Annotated in this window: 15 protein-coding genes; 12 read left to right on the top strand and 3 right to left on the bottom strand. The window is 67.7% G+C overall.

Annotation, left to right across the window (positions count from 1 at the left end; genetic code table 11):
• Positions 1–31 precede the first annotated feature (31 nt).
• The 4 genes from ctaD to BJF87_RS20520 are packed head-to-tail and all read left to right on the top strand — an operon-like array spanning position 32 to position 4,341.
• Positions 32–1,816, top strand: coding sequence for a cytochrome c oxidase subunit I (ctaD, locus tag BJF87_RS20535; protein ID WP_006359429.1), 1,785 nt, complete (start codon positions 32–34; stop codon positions 1,814–1,816).
• Between the two features lie 3 nt (positions 1,817–1,819).
• Positions 1,820–3,061, top strand: a complete 1,242-nt coding sequence (serB, locus tag BJF87_RS20530) for a phosphoserine phosphatase SerB (protein WP_075863831.1) — start codon at positions 1,820–1,822, stop codon at positions 3,059–3,061.
• Between the two features lies 1 nt (position 3,062).
• Positions 3,063–3,869 (top strand): aminoacyl-tRNA hydrolase, encoded by an 807-nt coding sequence (locus tag BJF87_RS20525; RefSeq protein ID WP_006359427.1) that lies wholly within the window; start codon positions 3,063–3,065, stop codon positions 3,867–3,869.
• Positions 3,870–3,888: 19 nt separating this feature from the next.
• A complete protein-coding gene (locus BJF87_RS20520) occupies positions 3,889–4,341 on the top strand; it encodes a cupin domain-containing protein (RefSeq protein WP_006359426.1) in 453 nt (150 codons plus the stop codon).
• 15 nt (positions 4,342–4,356) lie between these two features.
• On the opposite strand, the gene BJF87_RS20515 is transcribed toward BJF87_RS20520, so the two are convergent.
• Positions 4,357–5,370, bottom strand: a complete 1,014-nt coding sequence (locus BJF87_RS20515) for an LLM class flavin-dependent oxidoreductase (protein ID WP_006359425.1) — start codon at positions 5,368–5,370, stop codon at positions 4,357–4,359.
• A gap of 96 nt (positions 5,371–5,466) precedes the next feature.
• On the opposite strand from BJF87_RS20515, the gene BJF87_RS20510 reads away from it, so the two are divergent.
• Positions 5,467–6,300, top strand: a complete 834-nt coding sequence (locus BJF87_RS20510; RefSeq protein WP_006359424.1) for an ABC transporter ATP-binding protein — start codon at positions 5,467–5,469, stop codon at positions 6,298–6,300.
• The gene (locus tag BJF87_RS20505; protein ID WP_035751220.1) at positions 6,300–7,124 is read left to right on the top strand and encodes an NUDIX domain-containing protein; all 825 of its coding nucleotides are present in this window, start codon (positions 6,300–6,302) and stop codon (positions 7,122–7,124) included. The genes BJF87_RS20510 and BJF87_RS20505 overlap by 1 nt, the downstream gene beginning before the upstream one ends.
• Positions 7,125–7,128: 4 nt before the next feature.
• On the opposite strand, the gene ligD is transcribed toward BJF87_RS20505, so the two are convergent.
• Entirely contained in the window at positions 7,129–8,109 is a 981-nt protein-coding gene (gene ligD / locus BJF87_RS20500) for a non-homologous end-joining DNA ligase (RefSeq protein ID WP_075863830.1), read from the bottom strand.
• Between the two features lie 102 nt (positions 8,110–8,211).
• On the opposite strand from ligD, the gene BJF87_RS20495 reads away from it, so the two are divergent.
• The 5 genes from BJF87_RS20495 to BJF87_RS20475 all read left to right on the top strand — a co-directional run bounded on the left by BJF87_RS20495 (position 8,212) and on the right by BJF87_RS20475 (position 12,358).
• Positions 8,212–9,000 carry an enoyl-CoA hydratase-related protein gene (locus tag BJF87_RS20495; protein WP_075863829.1) on the top strand — a complete coding sequence of 263 codons (789 nt, stop codon included), beginning with the start codon at positions 8,212–8,214 and terminating at the stop codon, positions 8,998–9,000.
• A 55-nt stretch (positions 9,001–9,055) separates the two neighbouring features.
• Positions 9,056–10,036 carry a class I SAM-dependent methyltransferase gene (locus BJF87_RS20490; protein WP_035751226.1) on the top strand — a complete coding sequence of 327 codons (981 nt, stop codon included), beginning with the start codon at positions 9,056–9,058 and terminating at the stop codon, positions 10,034–10,036.
• 111 nt (positions 10,037–10,147) lie between these two features.
• The gene (locus tag BJF87_RS20485) at positions 10,148–10,405 is read left to right on the top strand and encodes a hypothetical protein (RefSeq protein WP_006359419.1); all 258 of its coding nucleotides are present in this window, start codon (positions 10,148–10,150) and stop codon (positions 10,403–10,405) included.
• 61 nt (positions 10,406–10,466) lie between these two features.
• The gene (locus tag BJF87_RS20480) at positions 10,467–11,666 is read left to right on the top strand and encodes a THUMP-like domain-containing protein (protein ID WP_075863828.1); all 1,200 of its coding nucleotides are present in this window, start codon (positions 10,467–10,469) and stop codon (positions 11,664–11,666) included.
• Positions 11,667–11,725: 59 nt separating this feature from the next.
• On the top strand, positions 11,726–12,358 hold the full coding sequence (locus tag BJF87_RS20475; protein ID WP_075863827.1) for a DUF3887 domain-containing protein: 633 nt from the start codon (positions 11,726–11,728) through the stop codon (positions 12,356–12,358).
• A gap of 73 nt (positions 12,359–12,431) precedes the next feature.
• On the opposite strand, the gene BJF87_RS20470 is transcribed toward BJF87_RS20475, so the two are convergent.
• Entirely contained in the window at positions 12,432–13,769 is a 1,338-nt protein-coding gene (locus BJF87_RS20470) for a PQQ-binding-like beta-propeller repeat protein (protein ID WP_006359416.1), read from the bottom strand.
• Positions 13,770–13,860: 91 nt separating this feature from the next.
• Between BJF87_RS20470 and BJF87_RS20465 the strand changes: the two genes are divergently transcribed.
• Positions 13,861–14,622, top strand: coding sequence for an acyltransferase (locus tag BJF87_RS20465; RefSeq protein ID WP_006359415.1), 762 nt, complete (start codon positions 13,861–13,863; stop codon positions 14,620–14,622).
• Positions 14,623–14,626: the final 4 nt, after the last annotated feature.

Below are 14,626 nucleotides of genomic sequence, written 5' to 3'. Positions count from 1 at the left end.
TCGACGTCGAGCTCGCGCAAGAGGAGGATCTGTGACCGCGGTAGACCAACCCACCACGCAAGTGGCTCCAGTGCGACCATTCCCGGAGCGCTATCAGCCCAAGGGTTCGTTCATCTACAAGCTGTTGACGACGACCGATCACAAGCTGATCGGCATGATGTACATCACTGCATGTTTCGCGTTCTTCCTCATCGGCGGCCTGATGGCCCTGCTGATGCGTGGTGAGCTCGCGGCTCCGGGCATGCAGTTCCTGTCGACAGAGCAGTTCAACCAGCTCTTCACGATGCACGGCACCGTGATGCTGCTGATGTACGCGACCCCGATCGTCATCGGCTTCGCCAACTTCGTGTTGCCGCTGCAGATCGGTTCGCCCGACGTCGCCTTCCCGCGACTGAACGCACTCGGCTTCTGGCTGTTCGTCTTCGGTTCGACCATCGCCATCGCCGGCTTCATCACCCCGGGCGGTGCCGCCGACTTCGGTTGGACGGCGTACACGCCGCTGACCGACGCCGTACACAGCCCCGGCCTCGGTGCCGACCTGTGGATCATGGGTCTGGGTGTGTCCGGTCTGGGCACCATCCTCGGCGCGGTCAACATGGTCACCACCGTGGTCTGCCTCCGTGCACCCGGTATGACGATGTTCCGCATGCCGATCTTCACCTGGAACATCCTGGTGACCAGCGTGCTCATCCTGCTGATCTTCCCGCTGCTGACCGCTGCCCTGATGGGCCTCGAGGTCGACCGCCAGTTCGGCGCCCACATCTACGACCCGGCCAACGGCGGTGTCATCCTGTGGCAGCACCTGTTCTGGTTCTTCGGACACCCCGAGGTGTACGTCATCGCGCTGCCGTTCTTCGGCATCGTCTCGGAGGTCTTCCCGGTCTTCTCGCGTAAGCCGATCTTCGGATACTCGGGCCTGATCTACGCGACCCTGGCCATCGCCGCCCTGTCGGCCGCGGTGTGGGCGCACCACATGTACGTCACCGGCGCCGTGCTGCTGCCGTTCTTCTCCTTCATGACGTTCCTGATCGCGGTTCCGACCGGCGTGAAGTTCTTCAACTGGATCGGAACGATGTGGCGAGGTCACATCACGTTCGAGACGCCGATGCTGTTCTCCGTCGGCTTCATCGTGACCTTCCTCTTCGGTGGTCTGACCGGCGTCCTGCTCGCGAGCCCGCCGCTGGACTTCCACCTGTCCGACAGCTACTTCGTGGTCGCGCACTTCCACTACGTGCTCTTCGGCACCATCGTGTTCGCCACCTACGCCGGCATCTACTTCTGGTTCCCGAAGATGACCGGACGCATGCTCGACGAGCGCCTCGGCAAGATCCACTTCTGGCTGACGTTCATCGGCTTCCACATGACGTTCCTGGTGCAGCACTGGCTGGGCAACGAGGGCATGCCGCGTCGCTACGCCGACTACCTGCCGTCGGACGGCTTCACCACGCTGAACACCATCTCGACCATTGGTGCGTTCATCCTCGGCCTGTCGACCCTGCCGTTCTTGTGGAACGTCTTCCGCAGCTACCGCTACGGCGAGGTCGTGACCGTCGACGATCCGTGGGGCTTCGGCAACTCCCTGGAGTGGGCGACCTCGTCGCCGCCGCCGCGCCACAACTTCACCGAGCTGCCCCGCATCCGTTCGGAGCGTCCGGCCTTCGAGCTGCACTACCCGCACATGATCGAGCGGATGCGTGCCGAGGCTCATGTCGGCCCGGGTCACGACGCGGGCAAGGATCGCCAGATGGAAGAGGCTCGTCGCGAGCCGTTCACCGTGGGATCGCACGAGGGATCGCCTGATCCCGATCCGCGCTGACCGGTGGGCAACGACTCAACAGGCACTACCGGTACGACCGTTCTCTTCACTGTCACCGGTCCCGACCGGCCAGGTGTCACCTCTGTTCTCATGGGTGCCCTGGCCGGTCAGGCCGTTGCACTGCTCGACGTCGAGCAGGTGGTCATCCGCGGTCAGCTGACGCTCGGCGTGCTCGTCTCCGCGAACGGAGATCCCGAGACGCTGCAGGAGATCGTCGAGCAGGCGATGGCCTCCATCGGCTTCGACGTGCGGGTGGAGATCGGTGTCGATTCGGGTAGCCGTTCGACCTCGTCTCATGCCGTCGTGATCCTGGGCAGTCCGGTCACGGCCACCGCCTTCAGCGCGGTCGCCGCGAAACTCGCCGGTCAAGGCGGAAACATCGACTCGATCCGCGGTATCGCCGACTATCCGCTCACCGGCCTCGAACTGATGGTCAGCGTGGCCGGCCGCGGCGGGGTCGCCGCCGACGCCGCCCTGCGGAAGGGGCTCGCCGAAGTCGCCGCCAAGCATTCGGTCGACATCGCAGTCGAACGCGGTGGTCTGGCCCGGCGCGCCAAGCGCCTCATCGTCTTCGACGTCGACTCCACCCTGATCCAGGGTGAGGTCATCGAGATGCTCGCCGCGAAAGCCGGCCGTGAAGCCGAGGTCGCGGCGGTCACCGAAGCCGCCATGCGCGGTGAGCTCGACTTCGAACAGTCACTGCACCAGCGCGTGGCGGCCCTCGCCGGGCTCGACGCCGGGGTCATCGACGACGTCGCGAAGTCGCTGCAGCTCACGCCGGGCGCCCGCACCACGATCCGCACGCTGCATCGGCTCGGGTTCCACTGCGGCCTGGTGTCGGGTGGTTTCCGTCAGGTCATCGACGGTCTGGCCCACGAACTCGAACTCGACTTCGTGCGCGCCAACACTCTCGAGATCGTCGACGGCAAACTGACCGGACGCGTGATCGGCGAGGTCGTCGACCGGACCGGCAAGGCCCGTGCGCTGCGTTCCTTCGCCGACCAGGTCGGGGTGCCGATGGAGCAGACGATCGCCGTCGGCGACGGTGCCAACGACATCGACATGCTCAGCGTCGCCGGACTCGGCATCGCGTTCAATGCGAAGCCCGCGTTGCGGGAGGTCGCCGACGCCACGCTCAACCACCCGTTCCTCGACGCCGTGCTGTTCATCCTCGGGGTGTCGCGCGACGAGATCGAGGCCGCGGACGCCGCCGACGGCGTGTACCGGCGGGTTCCGCTCGGCTGACGTGTCGGACACGACAGACAACGCCGACGTGACGGGCTTGCCCGTCACCCGTGACGCCGTGACGCGGCCGCCGGTCACCCCCGATGCGGTCGTGGCGAACCATCGACGCCTCGTCGGATACGTCGGGGGCGGTGAGGATCCTGAGGATCCGGCCGACGTCCTGGCGATGGCGATGGTGCTGCGCGTCGAGAAGTCCGATCCGCCGGATCGCACCGACCTGTTGACCGCGGCGGCACGGGCCGTCGCGCTGCTGTGTCTCGACGACCGCGCAGCCGGTGACGGTCCGTGGGCGGCGGCGATGGACGACTGGTGCCAGGCCCGCATTCGTAAGATCGCTCGTCGAGCCCGTGGCGCGCAATGGGCTGCGGCGCAAGAGGTGTGGGGCGTGACCGCGACCGAGGGTGGCGCCGAGGCGCGCGCGTTCGTGCCCGGCCGCGTCGGCGATCTCGACCGGCGGGTCAAGAAGCTGCAGATCGGCGGCACCGAGGTCGACGGCGAACTCCCCACCGAGAGGCCGGATCACGGCGTGGTGCTGTGGACGAATCCCGGGCTCGACATGACCGTCGGCAAGCTCGCCGCGCAGGTCGGTCACGCATCGATGCTCGCCGCCAAACTTCTCGACGCCGACGAGGCGATCCGGTGGCGGCTCGACGACTGTCCGCTGGCGGTGCGTGAGGCCACGCCCGAACGATGGCGTGACCTGCTCGAGGCCGATGCGTCCGGCACCGCGGTCGCGGTCCGTGATGCCGGGTTCACCGAGATCGCGCCCGGTTCGGTCACCGTCATCGCCGAAGTCGTCGGGAACTGATCACGAGACAGGGGAGCAGATGAGCGCCACCGAACTACCGGACTGGGCGAAAAGCCTTGACCTGCAACCGCACCCGGAGGGTGGCTGGTTTCGCGAGACCTGGCGCAGCGGGATCGGGCTGCCGAACGCGGTGCTCCCGGCCGGCTACACCGGTGACCGGGCCGCCGGCACCGCGATCTACTTCGTCCTGACGCCCGGCCAACAGTCCGCGTGGCACACCGTGCGCGGCTCAGAGCTCTGGCTGCACCATCGCGGGGCGCCGGTGCAGCTCGATCTGGGCGGCGACGGCGATGCCCCCGGCGATCCGACCCCGATCATCGTCGGGCCCGACATCGAGGCCGGGAATCAGCCGCAGGCGCTGGTGCCGCCCGGCATGTGGCAGCGTGCGCGCCCCGTCGGCGACGAGGCGGCACTGGTCAGCTGTGTCGTCGTGCCCGGCTTCGACTTCGCGGACTTCCGGCTCGAGGACTGAGACTCGGCTCCGGGATCAACCGCCTACGGCCACCGGCGAATTCGCCGGGGCGAGATGCCCGAGAGTGCTCATCCAGACGTCGCGACTCGGTGCCAGCGACGCAACGATCAGCTCGTCGGCATCGGCATGTCCGGCGAACCAGCTCAGGTACTGTCGCACCTCATCGGGCGTCCCGATACCGGCGTAGGTGAGCATCTCGTCGATCTGGCGGCCTTGGGGCATCGACAGCACCGCGTCGGCTTCTTCGTCGGTGAATGTGCGGCCGCGTCCGTAGAGCAGGGAGACGCGCTGACGGCGGGCGATCTGCAACTGCTGCTGTGCGACGTCGGGATCGTCGTCGGCGATCACGCCGACACCGGCGATCACGTACGGCTCGGCGAGCACCTCCGACGGCCGGAACTCGCGGCGGTACAACTCGACTGCCTGCGTCAGGGCCTGCGGTGCGAAGTGCGACGCGAAGGCGTAGGGGAGTCCGAGGGCGGCGGCGAGCTGCGCGCCGAAGAGCGACGAACCCAGGATGTAGAGCGGTATGTGGGTCCCGGCGCCCGGCGTGGCGCGGACGCCTTCGATGCGGGACTCGTCGCCGAGGAACGCCTGCAGTTCGAGAACGTCGTGCGGGAACCGTTCGGCTGACGCGTGGGTGCGACGCAGGGCCTGGAAGGTCTGCTGGTCGCTGCCCGGGGCGCGGCCGAGTCCGAGGTCGATGCGGCCGGGATGGAGTTCGGCGAGGGTGCCGAACTGCTCGGCGATGGTGAGCGGGGCGTGGTTGGGCAGCATGACGCCGCCGGCACCGAGGCGGATGGTCGAGGTGTGGGCGGCGATGTGCGCGATGAGCACAGCAGGCGCCGACGACGCGATCGCCGACATGTTGTGGTGTTCGGCGTACCAGATCCGCTTGTATCCCCACTTCTCCGCGTTCTGCGCGAGATCGACACTGGCGGCGAGACTTTCCGCGACGGTCTCGTCGCGGCCGACGGTGGCGAGATCCAGGATGGACAGAGGAAGGTGTTGAGCGGTCACGTAGTCCATCAACCCGGCGAACCGGTCGGTGTATTCCCGTGACGTGTATCGGACACGGCTGAGCCGAACCGGTCGAACGGACGGGCGTGAGGCAGGATAGGGGTCGTGACCGAATCCGATCCCGACCTCTTGATCGACTTCCGCGACGTCGCGATCGTCCGTGGCGGCAAAACGCTTGTCGGCCCGCTGTCCTGGCAGGTCGAACTGGACGAACGCTGGGTCATCATCGGGCCCAACGGTGCCGGTAAGACGACACTTCTGCGACTGGCGGGTGCCGAACTGCACCCGACGTCGGGCACCGCATTCGTGCTGAACGAGAAGCTCGGCCGGATCGAGATCCGCGAACTCGCGACGCGGATCGGCGTCGCCAGTCCCGCCCTCGTCGACCGCGTGCCCGACCACGAGGTCGTCAGCGACGTCGTCATCTCCGCCGGCTACGCCGTCCTGGGGCGCTGGCGCGAGGCCTACGACGACATGGACCGCGACCAGGCCGTCGAATCGCTGGAGTCGATGGGCGCGGAGCATCTCGCCGACCGCACCTTCGGCACCCTGTCGGAGGGGGAGCGCAAGCGCGTGATCATCTCCCGCGCCCTCATGACCGACCCCGAACTCCTGCTGCTCGACGAGCCGGCCGCCGGTCTCGACCTCGGCGGCCGCGAAGAACTCGTCGACCGCCTCGCGACCCTCGCCGCCGACCCCGACGCTCCCGCCATCGTGCTGATCACCCATCATGTGGAGGAGATCCCGGAGGGGTTCACGCACGCGCTGATCCTGTCCGAGGGTGGCGTCGTGGCGCAGGGCCTCCTCGAGGAGGTGCTGACCAGTGAGAACCTGACGGCCGCCTTCCGGCAGCAGATCATCCTCGACAAGGTCGACGGCCGGTACTTCGCTCGACGCCGTCGCCGCGCGGGCGGTCACCGTCGAGCAGGAGGCAACTGATGACATCCACCGATCACGGACCCGAGGTCGTGTCCGCACCGATCCGCGACGCCGCGACGGTCGTCCTGGTCCGTGACTCCGCCGACGGCATCGAGGTGTTCCTGCAGCGTCGGGTGAAGCAGATGGCTTTCGCCGGCGGCATGACCGTATTCCCGGGTGGCGGCGTCGACAAGCGCGACGCCGGCGCCCACGTGGCCTGGACCGGGCCGCAAGCGGCGTGGTGGGCCGAGCAGTTCAACACCGATGACGAGCTCGCCCAGGCGCTCGTGTGCGCGGCCGTCCGCGAGACCTTCGAGGAATGCGGCGTTCTGCTCGCGACCACCGCCGACGGTTCTTTCGCCGACCCGGGCGCCCTCGCCGACGACCGGCAACAGCTCGTCGAGAAGTCTCTGTCCTTCGCCGAGTTCCTCACCGCGCGCGGCCTCACCCTGCGTGCCGATCTGCTGAGTCCGCTCGCGCACTGGATCACCCCGGTCAACGAGAAGCGTCGCTACGACACCCGGTTCTTCCTCGCTGCCATGCCCGAGGGCCAGCAGGCCGACGCCGAGACCACCGAGGCCGAGGTGGCGCGCTGGGTCAACGCCCGCGTCGCGATCGACGCCTGGGCCGACGGCAAGCACTTCCTGATGCCGCCGACCTGGGCGCAGCTGCACTACGTCAGCGGCTTCCCGAGTGTCGATGAGCTGCTGGCCGCCGAGCGGTCCGTCGAGTGCATCCTGCCGAACACCACCCCGGGCGCCGGGCTCGCCGGACTCGGGTTCCCCGGCTCCGACGAGTACTTCCGCACGCTCGGCGATCAGACGCCGCCGGAGATCACGCTGTAGATCCTCACGGCTCGTCGAGATCGACGGCGTCGTCCTCGTCCTCGGCGATGTCCTCGCGATCGGCCCAGTCGAGCAGCGTGTCGAGCCGGTGGGCGACGTCGTCGATCTCGGCGTGCAGGTCGCCGAGTTCGGCGAATCGCGCGGGCACGGTGGCGATGGTGAAGTCGTCGGGTTCGATGTCGTCGATCTCGTTCCAGCGGATCGGCGTGGACACCGTCGCGCGTTGGTTGCCGCGCACCGAGTAGGCCGACGCCATGGTGTGGTCGCGGGTGTTCTGGTTGTAGTCGACGAACACGGCTGCCGGGTCGCGATCCTTGCGCCACCACGTTGTCGTGACGTCTTTGGGTGCCCGGCGCTCGACCTCGCGGGCGAACGCGAGCGCGGCGCGCCGGACCTGAGGGAACCCCCACTCGGGGGCGATGCGCACGTAGATGTGCAGACCGCGACCACCCGAGGTCTTCGGGAAGCCGCGCATGCCCAGCTCGTCGAGAACCTCCTCGACGACGTGGGCCACCCGCTGGATGCGTGAGAAGGTGCAGTCCGGCATGGGGTCGAGGTCGATGCGCCACTCGTCGGGGGATTCGGGGTCGGCGCGGCGTGAGTTCCAGGGGTGGAACTCGACCGTCGACATCTGTACCGCCCAGATCACCGATGCCAGCTCGGTCACGCACAGCTCGTCGGCGGTGCGTCCGTAGCGGGGGAAGTAGATCTCGGTGGTCTCGAGCCAGTCCGGTGCGCCCGCCGGGACCCGCTTCTGGTGCACCTTGTTGCCGCTGACGCCCTTGGGGAAACGGTGCAGCATGCAGGGACGTTCGCGCAGGGCCCGCACGATGCCGTCACCCACCGACAGGTAGTACTCGGCGAGGTCGCGCTTGGTCTCGCCGCGTTCGGTGAAGTACACGCGATCAGGGCTGGACAGGCGGACGGTGCGGTAACCCACCGTCAGCTCGATCGGCTCACCTGCGGAACCCGCGCCTTTGGCCATGTCGCCAACTGTAGGGCGCGCGGATGTGACGCGTGGGTTGTCGCAGGCTGATGACACCGGGCTGCGACACCGCGCCGACTTACCAGACGGTAGCCTTCGAGGATGCCTGAGTTCGTGACCCTCGAAACGTCCGACGACCATCCCGGCGTGGGCACCATCCTGCTGGCCCGCCCGCCGATGAACGCGTTGAGCCGCCAGGTGCAGGCCGAACTGGCCGCGGCCGCCGAGGAGGCGACCCTCCGCGACGACATCAAGGCCGTCGTCGTCTACGGCGGACCCAAGGTCCTCGCCGCCGGCGCCGACATCAAGGAGATGAACGACCTCAGCTACGCCGAGATGAGCAAGGTCGCCGGTCGTCTGCAGCGCGACCTCGGCGCCATCTCCGAGATCCCGAAGCCCACCGTCGCGGCCATCACCGGCTACGCGCTGGGCGGCGGCCTCGAAGTCGCGCTGGGAGCCGACCGCCGGATCGCCGGTGACAACGCGAAACTCGGCGTGCCCGAGGTTCTCCTCGGACTCATCCCCGGTGGTGGCGGTACGCAGCGTCTGGCGCGGCTCATCGGACCGGCCAAGGCCAAGGACCTCATCTTCACCGGCCGGTTCGTCGGCGCCGAGGAGGCACTCGCGATCGGACTGGTCGACGAGGTCGTCGCCCCCGACGAGGTCTACAACGCCGCACTGGCCTGGGCGGGTCAGTTCACCAATGCCGCGTCAGTGGCGATCGCCGCCGCCAAGAAGGCCGTCGACCAGGGGCTCGGCGTCGACCTCCACACCGGACTCAAGATCGAGGAGCAGCTCTTCGCGGCGCTGTTCGCCACCGAGGACCGTGCCATCGGTATGAAGTCGTTCGTGGAGAACGGTCCCGGCAAGGCGGAGTTCACCGGTCGCTGACGGCGCGGCCCCACCAACATCACGACTGACCGACCCACGCGACAAGGAAGCGATCATGACCACCGACGCCACTCCGGGTATCGATCCGGCGCCGAATCCGCATGCCACCGAGGAGCAGGTGCAGGCCGCTCTGAAGGACACCAAGCTCGCCCAGGTGCTCTACCACGACTGGGAGGCCGAGACCTACGACGAGAAGTGGTCGATCAGCTTCGACGAACGCTGCATCGATTACGCGCGTGGACGTTTCGACGCCATCGAGATCGACGAGCCGCTGCCGTACGGGCGCGCGATGGAACTCGGTTGTGGCACTGGCTTCTTCCTGCTGAACCTCATGCAGTCGGGTGTCGCCGAGAAGGGTTCGGTCACCGACCTGTCGCCGGGCATGGTGAAGGTCGCACTGCGCAACGCCGAGAACCTGGGACTCGACGTCGACGGCCGGGTTGCCGACGCGGAGAAGATCCCGTACGACGACAACACCTTCGACCTCGTCGTCGGACACGCTGTGCTGCACCACATCCCCGACGTCGAGCAGGCGCTGCGCGAGGTGCTGCGCGTGCTCAAGCCTGGCGGTCGTTTCATCTTCGCCGGCGAGCCGTCGACCATCGGCGACTTCTACGCGCGCTGGATGAGCCGCGCGACGTGGGCCGTCACCACCAACGTGACCAAGTTCGGGCCGCTGCAGAGCTGGCGGCGTCCGCAGGAGGAGCTCGACGAGTCCTCGCGTGCCGCCGCTCTCGAGGCCGTCGTCGACATCCACACCTTCGATCCCGACGAGCTGGCCGGCATCGCCCGTTCCGCCGGAGCCGCCAAGGTCGCCACCGCCACCGAGGAACTGGCCGCCGCCATGCTCGGCTGGCCGGTCCGCACCTTCGAGGCCGCGGTGCCGCCGGAGAAGCTCGGCTGGGGCTGGGCGCGGTTCGCGTTCGGCGGCTGGAAGCGCCTGACCTGGCTCGACGAGAACGTCTTGCGCAAGGTCGTGCCGCAGAAGTTCTTCTACAACGTGGTGGTCACCGGCACCAAGCCCGGCGATTCGTAGAAAGCGCAGGGTTATAGCGCGCATTCTCTCTACCGATCGGGTCGTCGCCTCTGCGGCGGCCCGATCGTCGTTTTCGGGACCGGGGCCGCTTCCTGCGTGCAACCATGGGCTATGGCCACCCTGCTGACGTCCGATGAGTTCGAGATCCGTCTGCTCTTCAGTGATCCGGTACCGGAGGTGAGGCAGTTCCTCCACGAGGTCATCGCGAAGCGTGAACCGATCGCTCTCGACGTCGAGGGCACGGTGCATCTGCTGAACGTCGCCAACGCCAGACACGTGGTGCTGGCCGATCAGGACCCGGACGACGAGTCGCTGGCGACCGGCGATCGGACCACGATCGTCACATCCCTCGTGGAGCTGCGTCAGTAGGCTCTGCGACGCGGCGGGCGGCCCGGGGAGACGCGGGCCACGACGGTAGCCTGCAAGGATCATGAGCTACTCCTTCAGTCTCGACGACGTCGCCTTCCTGCGGTCGCGGCATGGTGAGAAGGCCCTGGAGACGGTGTCGGCTCTGGCCCTCACCCCGGCGTCGATGCTGTCCGACATCACCGAGGTCCGCAGCCGGTATGCACCGCATGATGCCGCGCTGATCGAGACCGTCCGGAACCGTCGACGAGCCGCGTCGAAACTGCGGGACCCGGCCGAGTTGTTGCTCACCGACGACGGCGTGCAGCAGGCGACCGCCTCGGTCGTCGCCGCGCACCGCGCCGCTGAGATCGCCGCCCGGTTTCCGGCGTCGGTGGTCCACGACATGACCTGCTCGATCGGTGCGGAGCTACGAGAACTGGTGCGCGTCAACGGGATCACCGGAGTGATCGGCAGCGACCTCGACCGCGTCCGGCTCGCGATGGCGCGCCACAACGTACCCGACGCGACGCTCCTCGTCGCCGACGCGCTCACCCCGACCTCGACTGCGGACGTACTCCTCGCCGACCCCGCGCGACGGTCCGACGCCGGCCGGATCTTCCGCCTCGACCAACTGACCCCACCGCTGCTGGAACTGCTCGCCACCTATGCGGGCCGCGTACTGATCGTGAAATGTGCTCCCGGACTGGATCATCAGTTGCTGCGCAATCGGTTCGGATTCGACGGCGAGGTCCAGGTGACCTCGCTCGACGGCGGTGTCCGGGAAGCGTGCCTGTGGTCGGGGCCGGGGATCGAGACCCGGCGCCGGGCAACGGTTCTGCGTACGCGGCCCGACGGGACGGTGTCGCAGTTCGAGATCACCGATCACGAGGACGACGACGTGCCGACAGGCGAGGCGGGGGAGTGGATCGTCGACCCGGATGGTGCCGTCGTGCGTGCCGGTCTCGTCAAGCACTACGCCCACCGTTTCGGCCTGTGGCAGCTCGATCCCCAGATCGCCTACCTGACCGGCGATTCGGTGCCTGCGGGGGCACGTGGGTTCCGCGTGATCGAGCAGGCGGGGGTGACGGAGAAGGTTCTCCGCAAGGCCCTGGCCGCGCACGGTTGCGGGCCGCTCGAGATCCTCGTCCGCGGCCTCGACGTCGATCCCGATCAGCTCCGCAAGAAGCTCAAACCCAAGGGCGCCCGGCCACTGTCGGTGGTGCTCACCCGGATTGGACGCAAGGGAACCGCCTTCATCTGCGAGCCGGGAATCAGGTTCTGACCCGATCGCTTGTAAACCGGAGCTTGACACCCGGGTGCTTGTAAACCTATCCTTTACAAGTGTCCGAGGTGGAAGAAACAGCACGGGAGATCGAGCGATACGCGCGCAGCGTGGCGACCGGACCCGGTTCCGAACCGGGTGACCCGGGTGCCCGCGAAGCGGCTCTGACCAGAGTCCATGACGCACTCCAATTGGGCCGTCGCGCAGAGGAATTGCTCAGTGCCACGGCTCGTTCGGCGCGCGAGTTCGGGTGTACCTGGCAGGAGATCGGCGACGTCGTCGGCGTCACCCGTCAGGCGGCGTTCCAACGCTTCGGCAAACCCATCGATCCCAGAACAGGAGCACCCATGCAGAAAGTCACGATTGCCCACGCCGACGCCATGGCCCTTGACGTCATCGAGAAGATCACCGAGGCCGAGTGGGCGACCGTCACAGCACGTTTCGACGAGACCATGACGGCTGCCCTGTCCGACGCCGCACTGGCCGACGCTTGGGCGTCGGTGGTGGCACTCCACGGTGAACTCGAGAGGACCGGAACGCCTTTCGTGCGCGGTCACGGCCTCCACACGGTGGTAGACGTGCCGCTCGAGCAGGAGGCCGGGGAGATGGTTTTCCGCGTGGCGTTCGACGCCGACGGCCGGATCGCGGGATTGTTCTTCCTCAATCCCGACGCAGCGAGCCAGGAGCTCTGAGCGACCACGCACAAACACGATGCGGGCTGAGTGCCGGTTTCCGGCACTCAGCCCGCATTCTGGTTCCGGCGCTTTATCCCAGGTTGGCCTTGCTGTCGAAGAAGTACACCTCGCCGAGGTTGGTCGCGGTCGCGATCTGGCCCCAGTAGGAGACCGAGACGCCGGTCGCGAAACCCGACGAATTCGGCAGTGGCAGGGTGCGTTTCGTCGCCCCGTCGTCGGTGGAGACCTCCACCAGCGACAGCGTGTCCTTGCCGGCGTCGCGGACGACCGTCCAGGCGGTCTTCTGCTGGGTCAACGCAGACAGGCTCACCGTGGCGAGATCGGTGCGCTGCCACACCTTTTCGGCGCGGTCACCCGCGTCTCGGTACAGCGTGAGCGGGGCACCGAGCGAACCGGTGGGGATGATCAGGCCGTCGGGCGACACGGTCATCGTCGCGAAGCCGTGGCCGCCGATGTCCTGGGTCCACTTGGTCGACCCGTTCTCGGTGTTCAGGGCGACGATCTTGCCGTCGCGCGAGAAGGCGTAGAGCGTCGCACCGTCGGCGGACAGGGTCGGCGTACCGATGACGCCGCTCGGGACGTCGGTCTGCCACGCGGTTCGCACCTCGCGCTTGCCGGCGACCTTGTTGTACTTCATCGCCCGGATCTGCGACGACGCCGCGCCCTGCGGGAAGAAGTTGAGGTAGAAGCGTTCCCGGTCGGTGTCGACCGCTGCGGGTGCCGGGATCGCGCACTGCGGTCCGTTGCGCACACAGTCGCCGAAGCCGAGGAGCGGCTCCTCCGGATCGGCGTCGTCGCGCAGCTTCACCTCGGGGGCGACGAGCTCGTTGCGCTGGGTGTCGATCAAGAGGATCTGGCCCTGCGTCGTCGTCACCAGCACCTCGTTCGGCGCAGCGAACTTCGCCGACAGCGGGACACCGATCACGCCGGCGCGCCAGCGGATCGCACCACCGGCGTTGAACGCGAGGAAGGTGGCCTCCTCGCCGAGGTACGGCTGGTCGTACTGGTCGACGAGCATCGCGTTGACCTCGACCCCGGCACGCATGTCCTTGCAGAAGTTCTTGCGTCCCGACCGGCCGTCGAGCACCAGGACGTTGCAACCCTGGGTGGCATTCGACGTGACCCCCACATTGCCCTTGCCGGAGATCGTGACCGGCGCCGTGACCGGACCGCCGGTGGGTCGGGTCCAGCTGAGGGTCAGATCATCGGGGACGTCGGCGTAGGCGAAGTTCGCGTTGCCGGGCACGCCGCCGTAGCTGGGCCAGCCGACGCTCGGGATCGAGCGTACGTCGATGTGACCGTCGGAGCAGCCGGCGAGCACCAGCGAGCTCACGGCCGTGACGGCGACGAACAGGCGGGTCAGCGCAGATCGGCGGTGTCGGGACACCTGCGGTCGTGCCAAGGCCATCGGCGCTCCTCATCGTCGGTCCTCACCGGCACGCGTCGTGCCAGCAGTGAGCCTATCGTGCGCGATTTTCGGGTCGTTTAGGGTTTGTCCCATGACCACCATGTGGAACGCCTCCTACCGGTCCCGACGCCGCGCCGGCCGTCGCCGCGACCCCGAGCAGGCGCGATTCCTCACTCTCGATTCGCTGCGCTGGGTGAAACGCAACCGCGCGTACACCCCGTGGTACCTGGTCCGTTACTACCGTCTCGCGAAGTTCCGTCTGGCCAACCCGCACGTTGTGCTGCGCGGCATGGTGTTCCTCGGCCGCAACGTGGAGATCCACTGCACCCCGGAGCTCGCCCGGATGGAGATCGGCCGCTGGGTCCACATCGGCGACGGCAACTCGATCCGCTGCCACGAGGGCAGCCTGAAGATCGGCGACAAGACCGTCTTCGGCTGCAACAACGTGGTGAACGCCTACCTCGACCTCGAGATCGGTGGATCCACCCTCGTCGCCGATTGGTGCTATATCTGCGACTTCGACCACAAGATGGACGACATCACGCTGCCCATCAAGGATCAGGGCATCGTGAAGGGCCCGGTCCGCATCGGCCCGGACACGTGGGTCGCGGCCAAGGTGTCGGTGCTGCGCAACACCATCGTCGGCCGAGGCTGTGTCCTCGGCTCGCACGCGGTGGTCAAGGGGATGATCCCGGACTACTCGGTCGCGGTCGGGGCGCCGGCTCGCGTGGTCAAGAACCGCATGGACGACTGGGCCGAGAACGCCGAGCAGCGCGCCGAACTCGAACGCGCCCTCGCCGACATCGAACGCAAGAAAGCGGCGGCGGAAAAGGCCGCGGCGGAAGGGCGGTAGGCGC

It is taken from the genome of Gordonia sp. CNJ-863 (assembly GCF_001942325.1).
GTDB lineage: Bacteria > Actinomycetota > Actinomycetes > Mycobacteriales > Mycobacteriaceae > Gordonia > Gordonia alkanivorans.
This window is presented reverse-complemented; position numbering and strand designations above follow the sequence as displayed.